General features: G+C 72.8%; 8 protein-coding genes. 3 read left to right on the top strand and 5 right to left on the bottom strand.

The window, feature by feature from the left end:
• The 3 genes from GUY60_RS02870 to GUY60_RS02860 form a co-directional block, all read right to left on the bottom strand.
• Nucleotides 1–260: beta-ketoacyl synthase N-terminal-like domain-containing protein (locus GUY60_RS02870; protein WP_223178647.1), on the bottom strand; the 260-nt coding region annotated here is incomplete at its 3' end.
• 26 nt (nucleotides 261–286) lie between these two features.
• On the bottom strand, nucleotides 287–12,322 hold the full coding sequence (locus GUY60_RS02865; RefSeq protein ID WP_161693377.1) for a type I polyketide synthase: 12,036 nt from the start codon (nucleotides 12,320–12,322) through the stop codon (nucleotides 287–289).
• Nucleotides 12,323–12,394: 72 nt separating this feature from the next.
• Entirely contained in the window at nucleotides 12,395–20,227 is a 7,833-nt protein-coding gene (locus tag GUY60_RS02860) for a type I polyketide synthase (RefSeq protein ID WP_161693376.1), read from the bottom strand.
• A gap of 325 nt (nucleotides 20,228–20,552) precedes the next feature.
• Here GUY60_RS02860 and GUY60_RS02855 point away from each other — a divergent pair, with 325 nt between their 5' ends.
• Complete coding sequence (locus tag GUY60_RS02855; RefSeq protein ID WP_312866160.1) at nucleotides 20,553–21,323, top strand: thioesterase II family protein; 771 nt, start codon at nucleotides 20,553–20,555, stop codon at nucleotides 21,321–21,323.
• 19 nt (nucleotides 21,324–21,342) lie between these two features.
• Nucleotides 21,343–22,092, top strand: a complete 750-nt coding sequence (locus tag GUY60_RS02850) for a 4'-phosphopantetheinyl transferase family protein (protein ID WP_161693385.1) — start codon at nucleotides 21,343–21,345, stop codon at nucleotides 22,090–22,092.
• A 73-nt stretch (nucleotides 22,093–22,165) separates the two neighbouring features.
• Here the strand turns inward: GUY60_RS02850 and GUY60_RS02845 are convergent, their stop codons facing one another.
• On the bottom strand, nucleotides 22,166–22,711 hold the full coding sequence (locus GUY60_RS02845) for a PadR family transcriptional regulator (protein ID WP_161693374.1): 546 nt from the start codon (nucleotides 22,709–22,711) through the stop codon (nucleotides 22,166–22,168).
• 87 nt (nucleotides 22,712–22,798) lie between these two features.
• Here GUY60_RS02845 and GUY60_RS02840 point away from each other — a divergent pair, with 87 nt between their 5' ends.
• Entirely contained in the window at nucleotides 22,799–23,353 is a 555-nt protein-coding gene (locus GUY60_RS02840) for a hypothetical protein (RefSeq protein ID WP_161693373.1), read from the top strand.
• Between the two features lie 91 nt (nucleotides 23,354–23,444).
• Here the strand turns inward: GUY60_RS02840 and GUY60_RS02835 are convergent, their stop codons facing one another.
• The gene (locus GUY60_RS02835; RefSeq protein WP_161693372.1) at nucleotides 23,445–24,647 is read right to left on the bottom strand and encodes a glycoside hydrolase family 1 protein; all 1,203 of its coding nucleotides are present in this window, start codon (nucleotides 24,645–24,647) and stop codon (nucleotides 23,445–23,447) included.
• Nucleotides 24,648–24,681 lie beyond the last annotated feature (34 nt).

The raw sequence follows: 24,681 nt of genomic DNA, 5'->3' as shown, positions 1-24,681 counted from the left end.
TCCGAGAACAGTGCGGTCAGGTCCCAGCCCCGGTCGGTGGGGAATCCGGCCACGGCGTCGCCACCGTCGTGGACCAACTTCCAAAGCTGCTCGGGGGAGTTGACTCCGCCCGGGTACCGGCAGCCCATGCCGACGACGGCGATGGGTTCGGCCGCCGCCTGGACGGCGTTGCGGAGCCGCTCGTTCTCCTTCAGCGAAGCACGCAGCGCCTCGACCACCGACGCGGAGGGAGATGCGGATGATGATGCGGTTGCAGTCATGTCTCTTCCCACGATCGAATCCAAGGTCAGCGCTGGTCGCCGAATGCCACGCGTACGAGGTCGTCGACGTCCATGGCGTCGAAGCCGCTCTCGTCGCTCTCCCCTGTCGGGTCCCCGGTCCGGTCCGTCGCCTCGTCGCCCTCGGCAAGCCGCAGCAGGTCGGTGAGCAGGCCGGACTGGCGGAATCGCGCCAGGGGGATGGTGGCGAGGGCTGCGCGCAACTGCTGTTCGGCGAGCTCGTCGGCGGTGGGCGGGCGGCTGTCGGGGAAGAGGCGCTCCTTCAGGTGACGGGCGGTGTCGGCAGGGGTGGGGCGGTCGAAGACGAGGGTCGCCGGCAGGGTGAGCCCGGTGGCCGCGCCGAGGCGGGTGCGCAGTTCGACCGCCGTCAGCGAGTCGAAGCCCATCTCCAGGAAGCCCCGGGTCTCCGCGACGGCCTCGGGTCCGGCAAGCCCCAGCACCGCCGCCACGTGTTCGCGTACGAACTGTGAGAGAACCTGGTCCCGTTCGCCGTCGGGCAGTGCGGCCAGCCGGTCGGCGATCGACCGTCCCGGTGGTGGCTGCGAGCCCGGACCGCCCCGTCCGCGGCCTGCGGCGGTGAGGTCGCGCAGCATCGGCGGTACGAGTGCGGGTGCCCCGGCGGGCTGCGGGCCCGTCGTCTGCAGTTTCATGGCGACGAGCACGGCCTGCGGTGCCCCCAGTGCGGCGTCGAAGAGTGCCAGGCCCTCGTCGGTGGGCAGTTGGCCCACACCGCTGCGTGCCATCCGCCGCACATCGGCCTCGGAGAGCCTGCCGGTGAGGCCGCTGCGCTCCTCCCACAGGCCCCATGCCACCGAGGAACCGGCCAGGCCCGCGGCCCTTCGGGTGCCGGCGAGGGCGTCCAGGAAGGCGTTCGCCGCCGCGTAGTTGCTCTGCCCCGCGGTGCCCAGGGCGCCGGCCGCCGAGGAGAACAGCACGAACGCCGACAGTTCGGTGTCCCGGGTGAGTTCGTGCAGGTTGACGGCCCCGTCGACCTTCGGCCTGAGGACCTTGTCGAGCCGGTCGGGTGTCAGGGCGGTGAGGACGCCGTCGTCCAGGACACCGGCGGCGTGGATCACCGCCGTCAGCGGGTGGTCCGAGGGGACGGCGGCGAGGAGTGCCGCCAGTGCCTCCCGGTCGGCCACGTCGCAGGCGGCCACCGTGACCTGGGCGCCGAGCGCGGTCAGTTCGGCCTCCAGGGCGGCGCAGCCCTCCGCGTCCCGGCCGCTGCGGCTGGTGAGCAGGAGCCGGGTGACGCCGTGGTGAGCGACCAGATGGTGGGCGATGAGGGCGCCGAGTCCGCTGGTGCCGCCGGTGACCAGGACCGTGCCGGCAGTGAACGGCGCGGGCTGCTCGACCGGTTGTGCAGCGGTGGCCGTGACGCGGGTCAGGCGTGGTGCCCGTACCTGTCCGTGCCGCACGACCAGCTGCGGTTCGTCGCAGGCCAGTGCCGCGGGCAGCACACGGGCCGACGCCTCGTCCCCGTCGGTGTCCACGAGCACGAACCGGCCGGGGTGTTCCGACTGCGCGGCGCGGATGAGGCCCCACAGCGGGGCCTGCGCGAGGTCCTGCTGCTCGTCGCCGTATGCGGCGGGCATGGCGTGGCGGGTGACGAACACCAGGCGTGAGGCGCCGAACTGCTCGTCGGCCAGCCAGTTCTGAGCCACTGTCAGGGCCCGGCGGGTGGTCTCCCGCGCGGCTGCGGCCAGGTCCGCGGTGTCATCGCCGTGCCCGTGCCAGGTGACGAGGACGACCTCCGGCACGGGAGCTCCGGCGGCCACTGCCGCGGTGAGTGCCTCGAGGTCCGCGTACACGCCGGGGGCGGAACCCGCGGCCTCAGCGGCCCGGGTCAGGTGGTGGCCGTCGGTGCCCAGGACGGCCCAGGCGCCGGGCTTGAGGGTCGGGCGGCCCGGCAGCGCGGGCGTGTGCGGGACGACCTCGAACAGCGATCGACGGTGTCCGCCGCGGGCCTGCTCGACACGCTCGGGTGAGACCGGGCGGAGCATCAACGACCCTACGGTGACGGCTGGTTCGCCGTCCGCGGCGAAGGCCGTGAGGGACACGGTGTCGGGGCCCTCGGGAGTGAGGCGGACCCGCAGCGACGTGGCGCCGGTGACGTAGGGACGTACGTCCTTCCAGGCGTAGGGCAGCCGTGGCCTCGTGTCGCCCTCGGCGGCCAGGCCGCCGGGAACGATCGCGTGCAGTGCCGCGTCGAGGAGCGCCGGATGCACCCCGAACTCGCCGCCGCGATCGCCTTGTTGGGGAAGGCCGACCTCGGCGAAGACCTCGTCGTCGCGGCGCCACAGCGCGCGCAGTCCCTGGAAGTGCGGGCCGTAGTCGAGTCCGGCCTCGGCCAGGGCCGGGTAGGTACCGTCCAGGGCTATCGGTTCGGCACCGGCCGGCGGCCACTGCGACAGGTCGAGCGGAGCGTCGGGGCCCTGCGGGCCGAGGGTGCCGAGGGTGCCGACGGCGTGCCGCAGCCACGGCTCGTCGGGCGCCGCGCCCTCCGGACGTGAGTGGATCTCCAGCGGGCACCGGCCGGCGTCGTCCGGCGGCGCGGCCATGACGCGCAGTTGGACGCCGCCGTCGCGAGGGACGACCAGGGGTTCGAGGAGGGTCAGCTCCTCGACCGCGGGGCGGCCCGCTTCCACGCCTGCGCGCAGCGCCAGTTCCACCATGCCGGTGCCGGGAAAGAGCACCGTGTCCCACACCGCGTGGTCGGCGAGCCACGGTTGGGACGACAGGGACAGACATCCGGCGAGGGCGGTGCCGGCGGAGCCGGGCAGGTCGACCACGGCGCTGAGCAAGGGGTGTCCCGCCGGTCCGAGGCCGGCCGAGGTCACATCCGCGGAACCGTCGCCGCGTTCCAGCCAGTAGCGCTCGCCCTCGAAGGGGTAGGTGGGCAGCTCGACCCGGTCGGTCGGCTGCTCCGGGAAGACCGCCCGCCAGTCCACTTCCCGGCCGCTCGTGTGCAGTTCGGCGGCCGAGGTGAGGAAGCGCCGAAGTCCCCCGGCGTTGCGCCGCAGCGAGCCCACCGTGACGCCGTGGCTCATGCCCGCGGAGTCCATGGTCTCCTGGATCGCCAGGGAGAGGACGGGGTGCGGGCCGGCCTCGACGAAGACGTCGTACCCCTGGCCCAGGACCAGCTGGGTCACGCGTTCCAGTTGCACGGTCTCCCGCAGGTTGCGGTACCAGTACGCGGCGTCCAGGGCGGTGGTGTCCAGCTCCGTACCGGTGACGGTCGAGTAGAACGGGATGTTCCCCGGCCGCGGCGCGACGGGCGCGAGCTCGCTGAGCAGTTGCTCCTTGACCTGCTCGACGTGCGGAGAGTGCGAGGGGTAGTCGACCGGCAGCCGCCTGGTGCGGACGCCGTCCGCCGCGCAGCGTGCCTCGAGGGCGTCCAGGGCGTCGTTGTCCCCGGACACCACGGTGGATCGCGCGCCGTTCACCGAGGCGACGGAGAGCCGGTCGCCCCAGTGCGCGACGAGGCCGATCGCGTCGTGCTCGCCGAGTGCGACGGACACCATGCCGCCCTGGCCGGAGAGTGCCGCGAGGGCCTTGCTGCGCAGGGCCACGGCGCGGGCGGCGTCCTCCAGCGAGAGTGCGCCGGCCACACAGGCCGCGGCGATCTCGCCCTGGCTGTGCCCCATCACGGCGTCCGGCAGAACTCCGCAGGCCTGCCAGAGCCGGGCCAGGGAGACCATCACGGAGAACAGGGCGGGCTGGACGACGTCCACCCGTTCCAGGGACGGCGCCCCGGCGGCGCCGCGCAGGACGTCGGTCAACGACCAGTCCACGAAGGGCGCGAGGGCCGCCTCGCATTCCGCGATCCGGGCCGCGAACACCTCGGACTCGTCCAGGAGTTCCGCGGCCATGCCCGGCCACTGCGAGCCCTGTCCGGAGAACACGAAGGCCGTCCTGCCCCGGCGGCGTGCCTCGCCCTGTACGACCGCGTCGTGCGCACGTCCTTCGGCCAGCGCGGCCAGACCGTCGAGGAGTTCCCGGCGGGTGCCGCCGACGACCACCGCGCGGTGTTCGAGGGCGGCGCGGGTCGTGGCCAGGGCGTGGCCGATGCTCGTCGGCCCGGCGTCGGACCTCGCACCGGGCTCGGGCACTTCCTCCGCGCCGTTGCCGGGCGCTACCTCCGCGCCGTCGCCGGGTGCGTCCTGCGTGTCGATACGGGTCAGGAGCCGGCCCGCCTGCGCCGCCAGCGCGGTGGCGGACTTCCCGGAGATCACCCAGGGCACGACCGTGCCGTCTCCCACGGTCCCGCCGGGGGCCGTCGCGCCGTCGGCGGGCCTGGCCTCGCTGTTCGCGGGCACCGGGAGGGCCGCATCGCCGGAGGTCCCGTCGGGTTCGGCCTGTTCGATGATGACGTGGGCGTTGGTGCCGCTGATGCCGAACGAGGACACGGCGGCCCGTCGGGGCGCCCCCGTATCGGGCCAGGCGGTGGCCTCGGTGAGCAGCGCGAGCCCGCTGCGGGACCACTCCACCTCGTCGGTCGGACGGTCGACATGCAGAGTCCGGGGCAGCAGACCGTGCTGCATCGCCGCCACCATCTTGATCACGCCGGCCATTCCCGCGGCCGCCTGGGTGTGGCCGATGTTCGACTTCACCGAGCCCAGCCACAGAGGTCGTTCGTGGTCGTGCTCGCGCCCGTAGGTGGCCGCCAGGGCCTGGGCCTCGATCGGGTCGCCGAGGCGGGTGCCGGTGCCGTGCGCCTCCACGGCGTCCACGTCGGCGGCGGAGAGCCGGGCCTGCGCAAGGGCCTGACGGATCACGCGCTGCTGGGAGGGCCCGTTCGGCGCGGTCAGGCCGTTGCTGGCGCCGTCGGAGTTGATCGCGGACCCGCGCAGCACGGCCAGGACGGGGTGGCCGTTGCGGCGGGCGTCGGAGAGCCGCTCCAGGAGGAGCGTGCCGACTCCTTCGCCCCATCCGGTCCCGTCCGCCGCCGCGCCGAACGGCTTGCACAGGCCGTCAGGGGCCAGGCCGCGCTGACGGCTGAACTCGATGAAGAGGTCGGGGGTCGCCATGATGGCGGCGCCGCCGGCCAGGGCGAGGGTGCACTCGGCGCGCCGCAGCGACTCGGCGGCGAGGTGCAGCGCCACCAGCGACGAGGAGCAGGCCGTGTCCACGGTCAGCGCCGGGCCCTCGACACCGAAGGTGTAGGCGATCCGCCCGGACATGACGCTGGTCGTGCTGCCCGTCAGGAGATACCCGCCCAGCTCCTCGGGAGCCTGCCGCGGGTCCGAGGGATAGCCCTGGGCCGCGGCCCCCACGAACACCCCGACCTGTTCGCCCTTGACGGACGCCGGGTCGATGCCGGCCCGCTCGAAGGCTTCCCAGGAGGTCTGCAGGAGCAGCCGCTGCTGGGGGTCCATGGCGAGGGCCTCGCGCGGGCTGATGCCGAACAGCGTGGCGTCGAACCGTGCGGCGTCGTCCAGGAAGCCGCCCACACGTACGTACGTCGTGCCGGGGCGGAGCCCGTCCTCGTCGTACACCTCCTCGGTGTCCCAGCCGCGGTCCGTCGGGAACGGCGAGACCGAGTGCGCCTCCTCGGCGACGAGGCGCCAGAGGTCCTCGGGCGTCGCCACCCCGCCGGGATAGCGGCAACTCATCGCGACGATCGCGATGGGATCGTCGTCGAGGGGCGTCGCGGCGACGGGTCCGGTGGTGGCTGGGCCGGCGGACTCGCTGCCGAGGATCTCGCCCCGCAGGTGCCGCGCCAGGAGAGCCGGCGTCGGGTGGTCGAAGATCAGCGTCGCCGACAGCTGGGTTCCGGTGGCGGCGGCCAGCCGGTTGCGCAGTTCCACGGCGGTCAAGGAGTCGAATCCCAGGTCCTTGAAGGCCAGTTCGGCGGCGACGGCCGAGCCGTCCTGGTGGCCGAGGACGGTGGCCGCCTGCTCCCGCACCAGGTCGGTGAGGATCTGCTCCCGGTCGGCCGGGGACGCGGCGCGCAGCCGGTCCGCCAGCGTCGCGGCCGTGGAGGTACCGCCCGCGGTACGGGCCACGGGCCGCTGTTTCTTCCTGCCGGTCAGGGACTTGAGCAGGGGCGACAGCTCCTCGGCCCGTGCGTGACGCAGCGCCGCACGGTCGACCTTCGCCGGTACGACGGTGGCATCGGTGCCGCCGAACGCCGCGTCGAAGAGGGCCAGGCCCTCCTCCTCGGTGAACGGCACCAGGCCGCTGCGGCCGAGGCGGGCCAGATCCGCGTGGCCGAGGCCGCCGAGCATGCTGTCGGAGTCCGCCCACGGGCCCCAGGCCAGGGACAGGGCGGGCCGTCCTGCCACCCTGCGGTGTGCCGCCAGGGAGTCCAACAGGGCGTTGGCCGCGGCGTAGTTCGCCTGGCCGGCACCGCCGAGGACCCCGGCGGTCGACGAGAAGAGGACGAAAGCCGCCAGGTCGGCCGGCCGGGTGAGTTCGTCGAGGTGCAGGGCGGCGTCGGCCTTGGGGCCCAGGACGGTGTCGAGCCGTTCGTGGGTGAGCGAGGCCAGGACTCCGTCGTCAAGGACTCCGGCCGCGTGCACCACGGCGGTCAGCGGGTGCGCCGACGGCACCGAGGCGAGCAGTTTCCGCACCGCGGCCCGGTCGGAGACGTCGCACGCCGCGATCGTCACCGTGGCGCCCCGTTCGCGGAGCTCTGCCGCCAAGTCACGTGCGCCCGGGGCCTGTTCGCCCTGGCGTCCGGCCAGGAGCAGGTGGCGTACGCCGTGCCGGTCCACCAGGTGGCGGGCAAGGGTCGCGCCGAGTGCGCCGGTTCCGCCGGTGATCAGGGTGGTGCCCTGCGGGTCCGGTGCGGACTCCACGGTGAGCACGACCTTGCCGATGTGCCGTGCCTGGCTGAGCATCCGGAAGGCGTCCTGGGCGTGCCGTACGTCCCGGGCCGTCACCGGCAGCAGGTGGAGCCGGCCCTGCCCGAAGCGTGCGGTCAGCTCGGTGAGCATCCGCCCGATGCGTTCCGGTCCCGCGTCCATGAGCTGGAACGCCCGGTAGGTGACGCCGACATGGTCCGCTGCGACCGCTGCGGGGTCGCGGACATCGGTCGTGCCCAGCTCCAGGAACCGGCCGCCGCGTGGCAGCAGCCGCAGGGACGCGTCGACGAATTCCCCCGCCAGCGAGTTCAGGACCACGTCGACGCCCTGCCCCTGGCTGGTGTGCAGGAACTTCTCCGTGAAGTCCAGCGTCCGCGAGGAGGCGATGTGGGCGTCGTCGAGCCCCATCTCCCGCAGAGTGAGCCACTTCTCGGGACTCGCGGTCGCGTAGACCTCGGCGCCCAGGTCCTTGGCCAGCTGGACGGCGGCCATGCCCACTCCCCCGGTGCCGGCATGCACGAGAACCGCCTCGCCGGGGCGCAGGTCCGCCAGATCGGAGAGTGCGTAGGCCGCGGTGAGGAAGGCGGCGGGCACCGAGGCGGCCTCGGCGAAGGACCAGCCGTCGGGTACGCGGGTGAGCAGCCGGTGGTCGGTCACCGCGAGGGAGCCGATCCCGCCGAAGATCATGCCGAACACACGGTCGCCCGGCTCGAGTCCGCTGACCGCCGGCCCCGTCTCCAGGACGACGCCGGCGCCCTCGACGCCCAGGGGCACCGGCTCGCCGCGATACATGCCCAGGGCGTTCAGCGCGTCACGGAAGTTGAGGCCCGCCGCCCGTACCGCGACCCGGACCTGACCCGGGGCCAGCGGCTCCTCGGCCTCGGGGTGCGCGACCAGGGCGAGGCCGTCCAGGGTGCCGCCGGCGCCGGCCCCGAGCCGCCACGCCGACGTGTCCGGGGGCACGGTCAGGGGCAGCTCCTGCTGCACCCGGGCCAGGCGCGGAACCTTCACCTCCCCGTCCCGTACGGCGAGTTGGGGCTCGTCGCTGTTCAGGACGGTCGCCAGGGTGCGGTGGCAGTCCGGTCGGCCGTCGAGGTCGACCAGGAGGAACCGCCCCGGATGCTCCGACTGAGCGGTGCGCAGCAGACCCCAGGCGGCGCCGTACGCCAGGTCGGCGACGTCTTCGTGCCCGACGGCCACCGCTCGACGTGTGACCAGCACGAGCCGGCTGTCGGCGAGGCACTCCTCGGCCTGCCGGGCCCGCACGGTCGCGAGGGCGTCATGCGTGGCCGTACGGACCGCGTCGGCAGCGCTCGGGTCCGTGCCGGCGGGCGTGCGGCAGGAGACGAACACCGCGTCCGGCACCGGCAGTCCGGCCTCCACCGCGCGTGCGAGGGACGCCAGGTCCGGCTGGACGGCGGCCGGCGTGCCGACGAGTGCACCGGCGGTGTCGGCGCTCAGGTGGTCGGCCAGCTCCTGCGCCTCGGTTCCGACGCAGGCCCAGGTCACCGGGGCGGACGGCGACGGGTCCACGGGCCGGGTGTCCCAGGTGACGCGGAGCAGCTGATCCCGGGCGATGGCGCCGCTCCGGTCGCGCTCGGCGGCCCGCAGCACCAGTGCCTCGGCGGTGAGCACCGGCGCGCCCGTGCCGTCGGCGGCGGTCACGGACACGGCGGTGTCACCGGCCGGTGCGAGCCGCACGCGCAGCGTCGAGGCGCCGATGGCGTGCCGGGTGACGCCGCGCCAGGAGAACGGCAGTCTGGCCTGCTCCCAGGGCGGCAGCACGACGTCCAGCGCGACCGCGTGCAGGGCGGAGTCGAGCAGCGCCGGGTGCACTCCGAACGCGTCGCCCTCGGTGTGGTCGGACAGTTCGGCCTCGACGAACAGCTCGTCGCCGCGCCGCCAGGCCGCCCGCAGACCGCGGAACGCCGGCCCGTAGTCCAGGCCCGTCTCGCGCAGCACGGAGTAGACGTCGTCGGTGTCGACCGGCTCCGCCGCGCGCGGCGGCCACTCGGACAGGTCCGCCTCGGTGTGCGGCGCACCGCCGTGCGGGGCCAGGACACCGCTGGCGTGCAGGGTCCAGGGACCGTCGTCCTCGGTGCCGTGCGGCTGCGCGTGCAGCGTCAGCGCCCGGCGCCCGGTGTCGTCGGCGGTCGCCACCCGCAGCTGCAGGGTGACGGCGTCCGCGTCCGGCAGGACGAGGGGGGTGTGGAGGGTCAGTTCCTCGACGTGGTCGAGGCCGACGCGGTCGGCGGCGGTGAAGGCGAGTTCCAGGACAGCCGTGCCGGGCAGGACGGCCTGGCCGAACACCGCGTGGTCGGCGACCCAGCGGTGCGTACGGGTCGCGAGCCGCCCGGTGAGTACGAGCCCGTCGTCGTCGGCCAGCGAGACCACGGCGCCGAGCAGCGGATGGCCGGCCGGGGCGAGTCCGGCGGTGCCCACCCGCGCCGAGGAGGCCGGGACGTCCAGCCAGTAGCGGCGCCGCTGGAACGCGTAGGTGGGCAGCTCGACCTGGCGCGGGTCGCTGGGGGCGAAGAACGTGTGCCAGTCCACGTCGACGCCGCGGTTGTGCAGTTGGGCCAGGGCGGTGACGAGCGCGGACTGCTCGCCCCGGTCCTTGCGCAGCGTGGCCACCGGCGCGGCGTCCTGCTCGGTGAGGTTCTCCTGGGCCAGTGCCGAGAGGACACCTCCGGGGCCCAGCTCGAGGAAGGTGCGTACGCCTGTGCTCTCCATGGCTTCGACCGCGTCCGCGAAGCGCACGGTCTCCCGGGCGTGCCGGACCCAGTACTCGGCGCTCGTCAGTTCCGTCGCGGTGGCCACGCGCCCGGTCAGGGTGGACACGACAGGGACGGCCGGAGCGGCGAACGACAGGGCGGCGACCGTTCGGCGGAACTCGTCGAGGATCGGTTCGATGAGCGGCGAGTGGAAGGCATGACTGACCGTCAGCCGCCGGGTCTTGCGGCCCATGGCCCGGAAGTGCGCGGCGACCTCCTCGGCCTCCTGGGCCCGGCCGGCGAGCACCACGGACGACGGGCCGTTCACCGCGGCGAGGCCGAGCCGGGCCGCGTGCCGGGCTGCCGGCGGGAGCACTTCGGCCTCCGTGGCCTGCACGGCGATCATGACGCCGCCCTCCGGCAGCGCCTGCATCAGCCGGCCGCGCGCCGCCACCATGGTCGCCGCGTCCGGCAGGGACAGGACTCCGGCGACGTGCGCGGCGCTCACCTCGCCGACGGAGTGGCCCATCAGGGCGTCGGCGCGGACGCCCCAGTGTTCGAGCAGCCGGAACAGCGCGACTTCCAGGGCGAACAGGGCCGGTTGGGCGTGTTCGGTCCGGTCGAGGCGGGTGCCGTCGGACGCCTCGAACACCACGTCCTTGAGGGGCTGGTCCAGATGCTTGTCCAACTCGGCGCAGACCGCGTCGAACGCCTCGGCGAACACGGGCTCGGCTGCGTACAGTTCGCGCCCCATGCCGGCGTACTGACTGCCCTGGCCGGTGAAGAGGAATCCGAGCCCCCCGCGTATCTGCGCCGCCCGCAGCAGCCGCGGGTCCGCGCGGTCGTCGGCGAGTGCCGCAAGGGCGCGGGCCGGGTCGTCGTCCCCGCCCGTGAGCACCGTGGCGCGGTGCGGGAACGCGGTACGTGCGGTGGCGAGCGAGTACCCGACGTCCTCAGGGCGCGCGGGGGACGCGCCCTCGACACGGTCGAGGAGCCTGCGCGCCTGCTCGCGCAGGGCGTCCTCGGTGCGCGCGGACAGGACCCAGGGGACCACCGAAGTCCTGGGCGGGACAGGGACATTGGACGGTCGTACGTGCGCGGGGTCCTGCTCGTCCGTGGGAGCCGCCTCGTCCCCAGGGGCCTGCTCGAGGACCACATGGGCGTTGGTTCCGCTGATGCCGAAGGCGGAGACCCCGGCCCGGCGGGGCTGCCCGGTGGCCGGCCACGCGGTCTGGCGGGTGAGCAGCTCCACCTGTCCCGCCGACCAGTCCGCATGGGGGGTCGGCTCGTCGACGTGCAGGGTCTGCGGCAGTACGCCGTGCCCCATCGCGAGGACCATTTTGATGACGCCGACGACGCCGGCGGCGGCCTGCGTGTGTCCGATGTTCGACTTCACCGAGCCCAGCCGGAGCGGCCCGGCCGTGCGCTGCCGGCCGTACGTGGCGAGCAGGGCCTGCGCCTCGATCGGATCGCCCAGGGTGGTCGCGGTGCCGTGCGCCTCCACGGCGTCGACGTCGGCGGCGGAGAGGCCGGCATCGGCAAGTGCCTTGCGGATGACGTGTTGTTGGGAAGGACCGTTCGGTGCGGACAGGCCGTTGCTCGCGCCGTCCTGATTGGTGGCACTGCCCCGGACGACCGCCAGGACGCGGTGGCCGAGCCGACGGGCGTCCGAGAGCCGCTCGAGCACAAGGACGCCCACACCCTCGGACAGGCTCGTGCCGTCCGCGCCGGCGGCGAACGACCTGCACCGGCCGTCCGGGGACAGCCCGCCCTGTCGTCCGAGTCCTTGGAGTTGCTCCGGTGTGGTCATGACGGTGACGCCACCGGCGAGGGCGAGCCCGCACTCGGAGCGCCGCAGCGCCTGGCAGGCCGTGTGGATCGCCACCAGCGACGCGGAGCACGCGGTGTCGACCGTGACCGCGGGGCCTTCGAGGCCGAGGGTGTACGCGATGCGTCCGGACAGGACGCTGGCCGCACCGGCGGTCAGGTAGTAGCCCTCGTACTCGCCGAGGTCCGCTCCCCGTACGCGCGTGGGGTAGTCCTGGAAGGCGGTTCCCATGTAGACGCCGGTCTGGCTGCCGTACAGCGCGGCCGGGTCCAGGCCCGCGCGCTCGATCGCCTCCCAGGTGGTCTGCAGCAGAAGCCGCTGCTGCGGGTCCATCGCCACCGACTCGCGCGGGCTGATCCCGAAGAACTCCGCGTCGAAGTCGGCCGCGTCGGCGACGAATCCGCCGCGGCGCGTGGAGACGGTGCCCGGCTCCGCCGTGTCCGGGTGGTACAGCGCGTCCAGGTCCCACCCACGGTCGTCGGGGAACTCCGAGGTGGCGTCGGTTCCGTCGGCGAGGAGCTGCCAGAACTGCTCCGGGCTGCGTATGTCCCCCGGCAGATGGCACCCCATCCCCACAATGGCGATCGGTTCGCGCGCGGCGGAGACGAGGTCCTCGGTCTGCTGCCGCAGACGCTCCGTCTCTTTCATGGACGCCCGCAGGGCATCGACGAGTTGATCCGGCGACGCTGACATAGCCCCTCATCTGTGCGTTGGCTTGGACTCGCTTGTGGGTGGGACTCGCTTGTGGGTGGGGTGCGACCGGCGTCAGGAAAGGGCGAGGCTCACCAGGGCCTCGGGGTCCATTTCGTCGATCAGCCGATCGGCTTCGGCCTGTCGGCGCGCACGGTCCGGCTCGCTGCCGGGGGCCGTGCCCGGCGTCTGCGCCGTCGGCCCATCGCCGTCCGTGGAATCGGGCAGGTCCGCGAGAGCTGTCGCGATCAGGTACGCCGCGAGCCGCTCCGGCGTCGGATGGTCGAAGATCACGGTGCGTTCCAGGGTCAGCCCGGTCGTCTCCTGGAGCCGGTTGCGCAGCATCACCGCGAGCATCGAGTCGATGCCCAGCTCCTTGAACGGCGAGCGGTCCCCGATCGCGTGCGGGTCGGAGTAGCCCAGTGCCGTCGCCACCTGTCCGCGCACGATGCCGCACGCGAGCTCCTGCCGCTGGGCAGGGCCCAGTTCGGCGAGGCGCCGGCCGAGTGCGCCCTCGGGGGCCGTCGCAGCGGGGGCGTTCCCGGTCCGGTCGGCGTCCAACAGGCGGCGTACTTCGGGGAGTTCCGTCAGCAGCGGTCCGGTGCGCGTCGCGGTGAAGGCCTCGAAGAAGGGCACCCAGTCCACATCGATGACCACAGGGGAGGGTTCGTCGTGCTCGAGGCTGTGCCGCAACGCGCTGATCGCCCGGTCCGGCGCGAGGTAGCGCACGCCGTTGCGGACCACCGACTCCTCCATGCCCCTGCCGGACATCATGCCGCCGTCCGCCCACGGGCCCCAGACGACGGAGGTGGCCGGAAGGCTCTGCGCCCGGCGGTACTGCGCGAGGGCGTCCAGATAGGTGTTCGCGGCCGCGTATCCGGCGTAGCCGGAGCCGCCCCACAACCCCGACACCGAGGAGAACAGCACGAACGCGTCGAGATCCCGGTCCTTGGTGAGTTCGTGCAGGTACAGGGCGCCATCGGCCTTGGAGCGCGCCAACTCCGTGTACCGCTGCGGCGTCAGGGCGTCGAGGGGTGTCTCCTCGATCACTCCGGCCGTGTGCACAACGGTCCGCACCGGGCAGCCTTCCTCGTCGAGTGCCGAGAACAGCGCGGCGAGCGCGGCCCGGTCGCCGGTGTCGCAGGCGACCGTGCTCACCCGTGCGCCCAGCGCGCTCAGTTCGGCCGTCAGCGCGCCGCAGCCGTCGGCGCCCCCGCCCCTGCGGCTGGCCAGGACGATGTGCTCGGCCCCCTCCTTCGCCAGCCAGCGTGCGACGTGGGCGCCGAGGGCGCCGGTGCCGCCGGTGACCAGGGCGGTGCCCCGGGGGCGCCACGGGCTCCCCGCGGCGTCGTGCTGCCGTGGGGAGTGGACCAGCCTGCGAGCGAACAACCCGGCGTGGCGCAGGGCCACTTGGTCCTCGTCGCCCCGCTCGTGCAGCCCGGCGAGCACAGCGGGCAATTGCGCGATGAGCGGGCCGTCCGCCCCGGCCGGCAGATCGATCAGGCCGCCCCACCGTTGCGGGTGCTCCATGGCGGCCACCCGGCCGAGGCCCCAGACCTGCGCCTGCGCGGGCGAGGTCACCGGGTCGCCGGCGCCGACCGACACAGCGCCCTGGGTCAGACACCACAGCCGGGCGGAGATACCCGCGTCCCCGAGCGCCTGCACCAGGGCCAGCGTGCCGGACAGCTCTCCCGACGACGAGGGCACCACCGGCTCACCGGCCGCCCCGGACGGCAGCGACAGGACACCGTCGAACGGGACGCCCTCGTCACCCACGGAGCGCAGGAGGTCCGCGAGTTCACCGCGTGTACTGCCCTGCCGGACCGTCAGCGACAGCACCTCGGCGCCGTCGCGCACCACAGCCGCGAGGCAGGACTCGGCCGGCTGCCGGTGTGCGGCGCCCTCGTACCCGATGACCAGCCACCGGCCGGACAGTCCACCGGACGGCACCTGGGCCAGGGGCTGCCAGCTGACCCGGTACCTCAGCGAGTCCACCGCGCCGCCCTCGCTGTGCCGTCGGCGCCACGAGGCCAGCGCCGGAAGGACGGCGCGCAGCGACTCGGGTTCCCCGGTGCCGAGTTCGGCGGCCAGCGCGGTCAGGTCGCCGCGTTCGACGACGTCCCAGAGCCGCCGTTCCGCGTCGTTCTCCAAGGCGGCCGCGGCTTGCGGTACGGAGTGCGTCATCCAGTACCGCTCGTGCTGGAAGGCATACGTGGGCAGGTCGGTGCGGGCCGCCCGCACGCCGTCGAAGGCCGCCCGCCAGTCCACCGGAGCGCCCAGGACGTAGGCCTCGGCGAGCGAGGTCAGGAACCTCCTTCGGCCGCCGTCCCCGCGCCGCAGCGAACCGACCACCGCACCCGTGCCACCGGTTGTCTCGATGACCTCCTGCACGCCGAGGCTCAGCACCGGATGCGGGCTGGCCTCGACCAGGAGCGCGGGGCCCGCCTTGAGGACGGCGTCCATGGTCCGTTCAAACTCCACCGGCTCGCGCAGGTTCCGGTACCAGTACGCGGCGTCGAGATCACGGGTGTCGAGCAGACCCCCGGTCACCGTGGAATGGAAGGGGACGGCGCCGGAGCGCGGCCGGATCCCGTCGAGCTCGGTGAGCAGTTGCTCGCGGATCTCCTCGACCTGAGCCGAGTGCGCCGCGTAGGTCACCGGGATCTGCTTGGCCCTGGCGCCCTGCGCCGCGCACACGTCGAGCAGTTCCCGCAGCGCCTGCGGCTCCCCCGCGACCACTACGGAGGCGGGGCCGTTGACGACGGCGACATCGAGCCGTGCGTCCCAGCACGGCAGTTGACGCACCTGCTCGGCCGGGAGCGCGACCGACACCATGCCGCCCCGGCCGGAGAGGGCCGTCAGGGCCCGGCTGCGCAGGGCCACGATCTTCGCGGCGTCCTGGAGGGTGAGTCCGCCCGCGACGCAGGCGGCGGCTATCTCGCCCTGGCTGTGGCCGACCACGGCGGTCGGGCGCACGCCGTAGGACTCCCACAGCGCGGCGAGCGAGACCATCATCGCGAACAGCGCCGGCTGGACGACGTCGACCCGGTCGAGCGACGGCGCTCCGGGCACGCCCCGCAGGACGTCGAGGAGCGACCAGTCCACGACCGCACCGAGGGCTTCGTCGCACTCCCGCATCCGCTCGGCGAACACCGGTGCGGAATCGAGCAGTTGGACCGCCATGCCGTCCCACTGGGAGCCCTGGCCGGGGAAGACGAACACGGTCTGGGTGTGCCCCGCGTCCGTGCCGCGCACCACCGCGGCGGCGGGGGTGTCGTGCGCGAGGGCGGCCAGACCGGCCGTCAGCTCACCCGGCTCGGCGCCGATCAGCACGGCGCGGTGGTCGAACTCGGCCCGGGTGGTGGCGAGCGAGAAACCCGTGTCGGCGGGTGCGTCCCGGCTGCCGTCGAGATGGGCCCGCAGACGGGCCGCCTGGCCGCGCAGTGCTTGCGGGGACTTCGCCGACAGTGGCCAGGGCACCACCGCGGCCGGGTCGTGCGGAACGCGGTCCTGTGGCCCGGGATCGTCACCGGCCGGGGCCTGTTCCAGGATGGCGTGGACGTTGGTTCCGCTGACGCCGAAGGAGGACACGGCCGCCCGGCGCGGCCGCCCGGTGTCCGGCCACTGCTGCGCCTCGGCCAGCACGGCGACGGACCCGGCCGTCCAGTCCACGTACGGCGTCGGCTCATCGATGTGCAGGCTCGCCGGCAGCCGGCCGTGGCGCAGTGCCATCACCGACTTGATGACTCCGGCGACCCCGGCGGCGGCCTGGGTGTGCCCGATGTTCGACTTCACCGAGCCGAGCCACAGCGGGGCTTGCCCGGACCGCCCCTGGCCATACGTGGCGACCAGGGCCTGTGCCTCGATCGGGTCGCCCAGCTTCGTTCCCGTCCCGTGGGCCTCGACCAGGTCGATGTCCTGCGCCGAGAGCCGGGCATCGGCCAGGGCCTGCCGGATCACCCGCTCCTGCGCCGGTCCGTTCGGCGCGGCGAGGCCGTTGCTGGCGCCGTCCTGGTTGATGGCGGAGCCACGCAGCACGGCCAGGACCTGATGGCCGCGGCGCCGGGCGTCGGAGAGCCGCTCGAGCACCACCATGCCCACGCCCTCACTCCAGCCGGTACCGTCAGCCGACTCGGCGAAGGGCTTGCACCGGCCGTCAGGGGCGAGGCCGTGCTGCTGGGCGAATTCCACGAACATGCCCGGGGTCGGCATCACGGTCACTCCGCCGGCCAGCGCCATCGTGCTCTCGCCCTGCCGCAGTGAACGGCTCGCCAGGTGCAGCGCCGCCAAGGACGACGAGCAGGCGGTGTCGACCGTGATGGCCGGCCCCTCAAGACCGAGGGTGTAGGCGACGCGGCCCGAGATGACACTGGGGGTGTTGCCGGTGAGGAGGTGTCCTTCGGCACCGTCGGCGGGCTCACCGAGGCGAGGGCCGTAGTCCTGCGCCGTCGCCCCGACGAACACGCCCACCTCGCTGCCCCTCAGGGAGGTGGGGTCGATGCCCGCCCGCTCCAGTGCCTCCCACGCCGTCTCCAGCACCTGGCGCTGCTGCGGGTCCATCGCCCGCGCCTCACGGGGGCTGATCCCGAAGAACCCGGCGTCGAACTCGGCGGCGTCGTAGAGGAATCCGCCCTCACGCGCGTAGGCGATGTCGGGGTCCTCAGGGTTCCGCAGGGCGGCGAGCTCCCAGCCACGGTCGACGGGGAAGGCGGAGATCGCGTCCCGGCCCTCGGCCACCAGGTTCCACAGCTCCTCCGGTGACCGTACGGCTCCGGGGAAACGGCAGCTCATTCCTACGATGGCGATGGGTTCGCCGGTGACCGCTCCGGGGGCGGCTCCGGTCGTGGCCGGCGCGTCGGCTGCGGCCCGCAGCGGCTCGCCGGAAAGCTCGGTCCGCAGGAAGCGGGCCAGTGCGGCGGGGGTCGGATGGTTGTACACCATCGTCGGCGCCAGGTGTGCGAGGCCTGTTTCCCTGGCCAGTTCAGCGCTGAGCTCGGCGGCGCCGACCGAGTCGAACCCGAGCTGCTTGAAGGTCTTCTCCGCGTCGATCGCCTCGGCCGTGAGATGCCCGAGCACCGTCGCGGCGCAAACCCGCACCAGGTCGAGGAGATCAGTGTCGCGTGGTGCGTCACCGGCCCGCTCCTGCCGGTCCGGCCCCGCCTGTGACGGTGCTGCGACGCGGGCGGGTCCGTCCGCGGCCGGTGCGGCTGCCGCTTCGTCCGTGGCCTGTTCGCGGGTGCCCTGTCCGCCCGGTGCGTCGAGCCAGTGGGAGCTGCGCTGGAAGGCATAGGTCGGCAGTTCGACCCGGGGGGCGTCCCCGGCGGCGAATGCCTGCCAGTCCACGTCCTGTCCGTGGACGAACACCTCGGCCAGCGCGGCGGCGACGGTACGGCCCTCCGGCCGTCCCGCCCGCAGCAGCGGCACCACGGTGGCACTGGACGGGGTGACGCCCGCCAGGCTCTCCCGGGTCATCGCCGTCAGCGCGCCGGGCCCCAACTCCAGGTAGGACGTCACTCCTTGGGAATCAAGCAGCCGTATGCCGTCGTGGAAGCGCACGGACGCGCGGATGTGCCGGGTCCAGTAGTCCGGCGACGCCAGCTCGTCCGCGACGGCGAGGCTCCCGGTGACGTTGGAGACGACCGGGATACGGGCCGGAGAGTAGGTCAACTCCGCTGCCACGGACCGGAATTCATCGAGCACGCCGTCCATGTGCGGGGAATGGAAGGCATGGCTGACGTTCAGCCACTTGGCCTTGCGGCCCATGGCCTCGAAATCGGCGGCGATGTCCGCCACGGCCTCCCGGCATCCCGAAAGCACGCTGTTCATCGGCCCGTTGACCGCCCCGATGGAGATCCGCCCGGGGTACCGGCCCAGCTCCGCGCCGAGCTCGTCCTCGGTGGCCTGGAGCATCACCATGGCGCCGTCGGCCATGGCCTGCTGCATCAGCCTGCCTCGCGCCTCGACGAGCACGCAGGCGTCCTGCAGAGAGAGCACTCCCGCGGCATGGGCGGCGCTGAGCTCACCCACGGAGTGGCCGAGGAGGTAGTCAGGTCGCGGCCCGCACTCCTGCATCAGCCGGAACAGCGCGACCTCAAGGGCGAACAGCGCGGGCTGCGCATACCTCGTCTCGTCCAGCCTGGCCGCTTCGGGCGTACCGGGCTGAGCGAACATCATCTCCTTGAGGCCGTACGGCAGTTGGGCGTCGAAGTGCGCGGACACCTCGTCCAGCGCGTCGGCGAAGACCGGCACCGACGCGTACAGGTCCCGCCCCATACCCGGACGCTGGCTGCCCTGTCCGGCGAAGAGGAAGGCGTTCTTCCCGGAGCCTCTGGTCGTTCCGTGGATCAGGTGCGGGGCCCGGGTTCCGTCCGCGAGGGCGTCCAGACCGCGCAGGAGGTCGTCGCGGCTCGTGCCGAGGACCGCCGCACGGTGCTCGAAAGCGGTGCGGTGCGCGGAAAGCGTATGGGCGAGTCCGGCCAGGTTCAGTTCCGGGTCCGTCGCGACCCGTGCCCGAAGCTGTCGGCCCTGGGCGCGCAGAGCCGCTTCGGACCGTCCGGAGACGACCCACGGCAGCGCCGCGGGCGCGCTGCCCGAGCGGGGCGCGGGCAGTACGGCACCGCTGTCCGGTGCCGCGGCGCGGCGCACGTGGGAATCGGAGAGCACGACATGGCAGTTGGTGCCGCCCATGCCGAAGGAGCTGACTCCCGCGAGAAGTGGTGCCGTGCGCTGCGGCCAGGGGCTCAGGGCGGTCTGGACTCGCAGGCCCGCCGCATCGAGCCCGATGTCCGGATGGGGTGTCTCGAAGTTGAGGCTGGCGGGGATCTCGCGCCGCGCGATGCTCAACGCCACCTTGATCAGGCCGGCGATGCCCGCGGCGGCTTCCAGGTGCCCGATATTCGTCTTCACCGAGCCCACGAGCAGCGGGTGGCCGGTCGGCCTGGTCCCACCGAACACCGCTCCGAGCGCGGCCGCCTCGATCGGATCACCGACCTTCGTTCCGGTGCCGTGAAGTTCGACGTACTGGACCGCGGCCGGGTCGACGGCGGCGTTGTCGTACGCCGCGCGCAGCACCTCTTCCTGAGCCCGCGGGTTCGGTACGGTGAGCCCTTCACCCGCTCCGTCGTTGTTCGTCGCGGAGCCTTCGATCACGCAGTAGACGCGGTCACCGTCCCGCAGGGCCCGCGACAGCGGCTTGAGGACGACGAATCCGGCGCCCTCACCCCGTACGTAGCCATTGGCACGTGCGTCGAAGGTGAAGCACCGGCCGTCCGGGGACAGACCGCCGAACTTCGCGGAGTACGCGGTGCTTTCGGCCGCGAGACCGAGGTTCACGCCGCCCGCCAGTGCCAGAGTCGTCTCACCACGGCGCAGGCTCTCGGCGGCCAGGTGGACCGCCACCAGGGACGAGGACTGACCGGTGTCGACGACCAGACTCGGACCGCGCAGGTCGAACGCGTACGAAAGGCGATTGGCGATCATGCCGCGGTGCAGCCCGGTCATGCTGTGCCGGGTGCTGGAGGCCACGTCCCGCTGGTGCTGCAGCGTCGCGTAGTCGTCCCACATGGCTCCGCCGAAGACGCCGACCTTCTCCCCTCGCAGGTTTCCCGGAATCATGCCGGCGTCCTCGAATGCCTCCCAGCCCAACTCGAGGGCGAGGCGCTGCTGCGGGTCCATCGCGGCCGCTTCTCGGGGAGAAATGTCAAAGAATTCGGCGTCGAATTCGTCTACCCCTTCCAGGAATCCGCCCGGCTGCGAACCCGGCCCCCGCGACACAGGTCGTCCCGACACTGCTCCGGCGCCTTCGCGAAGTAGTCCCCAATAGGCGTCGTGGTGGGCAGCACCTGGAAATCGGCACGCCAGGCCGACAATGGCGACCGGCTCTCCTGATGACTTCCCGTCCGTGCCCATGCGACTCCCTCTGAATCACCGACGAAAGAACGAACGCGGCCGGTCGCTGACGGACCGTTCAAGCGTTCAGCGCGAACTTAGAAATCAGCGAGTGGCCACGTCAATCAACAACTGCTACTTCGGGGAGTCCCTCCCGGCCACTTAGGGAAGTCCTCTTGCTCCGTTGCACGAAATCGCCGCACAACCGACACTCCGGCATTCGCTGAAGAAGCCACTCCAGCAATCCAGAAGATCCGGCGCACCAGGGAGACCGAGCAGACTGAAGAAGGCCGGCAGGCTGAACAGGCCGAGAGGCCCGACGCAGATGCTCACCGCAGGAGTTGATGTGGACAACGACTGGTTCCGACGGTTCGGTCAAGATCCCGGAAGCGGACCGAAGCTGTACTGCTTCCCGCATGCCGGAGGTGCGGCAAGCTCCTACCTGGCCCTCTCCCGCGCGCTGTCCGGCGAGCTCGACGTGCTCGCCGTGCAGTACCCGGGGCGTCAGGACCGGCGCCGCGAGCCTCCGGTCGCGTCCCTCGCCCGGCTCGCCCGACTCGTCGCGGAGGAGCTGCTCGCGGAGCAGCGAGAGCAACCCGGGCGTCCCTACGCCCTGTTCGGGCACAGCATGGGGGCGGCGGTCGCCTACGAGACCGCCCGGCTGCTCGCCGAGCGCGAGGCGCCCGGACCGCTGCGCCTCTTCCTCTCCGGCCGCCGCGCCCCGGCGGAACACCCCGATCCGCACGACCAGTTGCGCGGCGACGGCGAGCTGATCTCCGCGATCCGCCGGCTCGGCGGTACCGGGGCCCGGGTGCTCGACGAGCCTGAGATCCTGGAGATGGTCCTGCCCGCGCTCCGGGCCGACTACGGCGCGCTTGCGACGTACACCTGGCGTCCCGGACCCCCGCTGACCACCCCGTTCACCGTGCTCGTCGGTGACGCGGACCCCATCGTCTCCGTCGAGGATGCGGCCGCCTGGCAGGAGCACACCGGCGCCGGAGCCGATCTGCGGACATTCCCCGGCGGCCACTTCTATCTCGACAGCCACACCGCGCAGGTGGCTCAGCTCGTCACGGCCGCGCTGCGAGGCGCAGCTCTGGAGCCTTCACGTGGCTGAGCTGCCGAGTTGGTCACGCATGACCGAGGAGTTGCTGCCGCTGCCGGTCGTCGCCGTGGAGACGTACGGCGACGCGCCCGGCGCGGCACCGCTGTTCCCTGAAGAGGCCCGCCTGGTGGCGGGCTCGGTCGACAAGCGTCGCCGGGAGTTCGGCACCGTGCGCGGCTGTGCGCGTCGGGCCCTTGCCCAGCTGGGAGTTGCGCCCGTGCCGATCCTGCCCGGGGTACGCGGGGCGCCCACGTGGCCCGCCGGGTTCGTCGGCAGCATGACGCACTGTGAGGGCTATCGCGGCGCGGCTGTGGCCCGCTCGGCCGATGTGCTGACGGTGGGCCTGGACGCGGAACCCGATCTGCCACTGCCTCATCCCGGCATCCTGGAACGTGTGACGCTGCCGCAGGAGCGGGCGCAGCTCGCGCAGCTGGCCACGCTGCGGCCCGAAGTCCACTGGGAGCGCCTGTTGTTCAGCGCGAAGGAGAGCGTCTACAAGGCCTGGTTCCCGCTGACCGGGCGCTGGCTGGACTTCGAGGACGCCCTGATCACCTTGGATCCGGTGGCCGGAACCTTCTCGGCGCGGCTCCTGGTGCCGGGCCCGGTGCTGGACGGAGTGCGGCTGAACGGATTCGACGGCGTGTTCCGCGTACGCGACGGACTGCTCCTCACCGCGATCGCGGTGCCCGCCCCCCGGCAACCCGATCGTCATCACCGACGGGAACCGGGGACACCTCGGCCGGTGCAGCGAGGCGGCATCTTGGTCAGCGGAGGAAGCTGAACCGAATCTGACGCTGCGGATTGCCTCGCCGGTCATCCGGATCGGCGGCCCGGGGGACGAATCCGGCCCGCGACTACCTCGGCTTCTGCTGCACGGCCGGTGATGCGGCAGCGATCTGGCCGGCCGCCCAGTCCGCCCATTCGCGCTGCATGGCGCTGAAACGCAGACCCCATTCGAGCGTGATCCGGCCGTACACCGAGAGATCCCCCTGGCCCCAGGGGGTGGAGGCGGCGAGGGCGCGCAGCTCCGCGTGCCGCTCGTCGGCGGCTGTGGCCCGCCCTTGCAGGAAGTCGAGCGCATGCTCCGGCTCCACGGATCCGAGGAGGAAGGCGCGCAGCAACGTGTCGCTGCGCCGGACCCGTTCCGGTTCGACCTCCAGGATCCAGTGCCGCAGCTCCCGGCGGCCGGCGTCGGTGATCTCGTACTCCTTGCGCCCGCGCGGGCCCTCGGTGCGCACCTCGACCAGGCCGCTGTCGGCGAGGCGGGCGAGCTCGCCGTACAGCTGGCTCTGCGTGGCGGGCCACACGTTCGCCAGAGAGGACTGAAAGGTCTTCAGGAGGTCGTATCCGCTGGCAGGCTGCGCGGCCAGCAGTCCGAGCACGGCATGACGAAGGCTCATGCACTCACCCTACGTTTCGACTTTGACATGTCAAATTTAGACGGTCTAAGTTCGACCTGTCACAAGTGGAATATTGGAGGTTCCGGCATGTCCCAGATCCGCGGCTTCATCCCCTGGATCGCCTTCGTCGTCGTCGCCACCCGCGTCGACTGGCGATACGGCGCACTGGCCGGGTTCGTACTGGCGGCGGCCCTGCTGACCGCGGACCGCAGGTCGGGCCGCGCCTGGGACGAGGTAGTGATCGAGGCCAGCGGGGTCGTGTTCTTCGCCATCCTGGGCGCCGTCGCGTTCAGCGTGCCGGATGCGCCCGTCAAGGACTACGGCCCGGCGATGTCGCTGGGATGGCTGGCGGCCACCGCATGGGGTTCACTGGCCATCCGGCGGCCTTTCACCCTGGGGATCGCCCGGCGTCGCGCGCCGCGCGAGGTCTGGGAACTCCCGCTGTTCCACCGGATCAACGCCGTCATCACGGGCGTCTGGGCAGGCGCCTTCACCGTCACCGCAGCCGTGCTCGCCGTCCTGCTGCACGAAGCGCCGCAGGCCACAGCCGCCGTCATCGCCATCAAGGTCGTCGGCTTCGCGGCCCCGGGGCTGTTCACCGCCCTGTACCCGGACCGGGCGATCGCCCGCCACGCCGCCTGAACCGCCCATCCAAGGCCGACCGTGCCCGGCCGGCTCCGGGACCGGCGGCACCCACCCAAGATCGGCTGAGCCCCCGGCGCAGACGTCGCCCTCACGCCTCACCAGGCAGCACACGGGTGCGGCCGATGGCGCCGAGCCAGGCGGCCGAGGGCTTGGGGGTGCGGGCGAAGGTCTCGCGGTCGACGGCGATCAGGCCGAAGGTGGGCTCGTATCGGCCCCATTCGTAGTTGTCCAGTGCGCTCCAGTGGAAGTAGCCGCGGACGTCGACGCCGTCGCGCATGGCGTCGGCGAGGGACTCCAGAGCGCCGGTGGTGTACTGGACGCGGCGGGAGTCGTCGTCGGTCGCGATGCCGTTCTCGGTGACGATCAGCGGGGTGCCGGCGGCGACGGAAGCGCTGTGCCGTACGGCATCGCCCAGTGCCCGCGGGTAGAACTCCCATCCCGTGAGGGTGCGTTCCGCGTCCTCGGGCACGGGCAGCCGGCCGCTCGGGCCGATGAGAGTGCGGGTGTACGCCTGCACTCCGAGCCAGTCGTCGCCACGGGCGGCTTCGAGGAAGACGTCGACACGTGGGCGCCGGAATGCCGCGGCGACCTCCTCGGATCCGGGCAGGGCCTCGCACACCAGGTTGGCGACGGACCAGCCGGTACTCACGTGCGGGGCAAGGGACTTGACCGTTTCGACGGCTCGGGCGTGCGCCCGTACCAGAGCGTCGGTGGTGGCCTCGTCCGGAGCCGGCGGGTCCGCGGCGAGGTTCACGGCCTGGCCCGAGGCGAGCGCCGCCTGCGCGGCAGCCATGACGGCGACGATGTTGGGTTCGTTGATGGTGCACGCGTGCGCCACGTCCGTGGCGAAGATGGGTGCGGCTGCCGTGAGGTAGCGGGCGAACAGCTCGTCCGATCCGGCGGCCGCCCAGCCTCCGCGCTCGGCGAACCACCGGGGGTTGGTGAAGTGGTGCAGGGTCACCATGGGCCGCAGACCCCGTTCGCGGGCGCCCTCGACCATGCGCCGGTAGTGGGCGATGGCGGCGCGGGAGAACTCACCCGGGGCCGGTTCGATACGGGCCCATTCGATGCTGAACCGGTAGTCGGTGAAGCCGAGTTCGGCCAGCAGGTCCATGTCCTCGCGCCAGCGGTGGTAACTGTCGCAGGCGTCACCGCTGGGTTCTTTCACATAAGGAATTCCGCTGTGCTCGAACTCCCACCAGTCGCTGTTGGTGTTGCCGCCCTCGATCTGGTGGGCGGCGGTGGAGGCGCCCCAGAGGAACCCCTCGGGCAGGCGTCGTGCATGCGTCATGAGCTTGTTCTCTCTTCCGTGTGGCCAGGTAAGC

It is taken from the genome of Streptomyces boluensis (genome assembly GCF_009908195.1).
In the GTDB taxonomy this organism is placed as follows: domain Bacteria; phylum Actinomycetota; class Actinomycetes; order Streptomycetales; family Streptomycetaceae; genus Streptomyces; species Streptomyces boluensis.
This window is presented reverse-complemented; position numbering and strand designations above follow the sequence as displayed.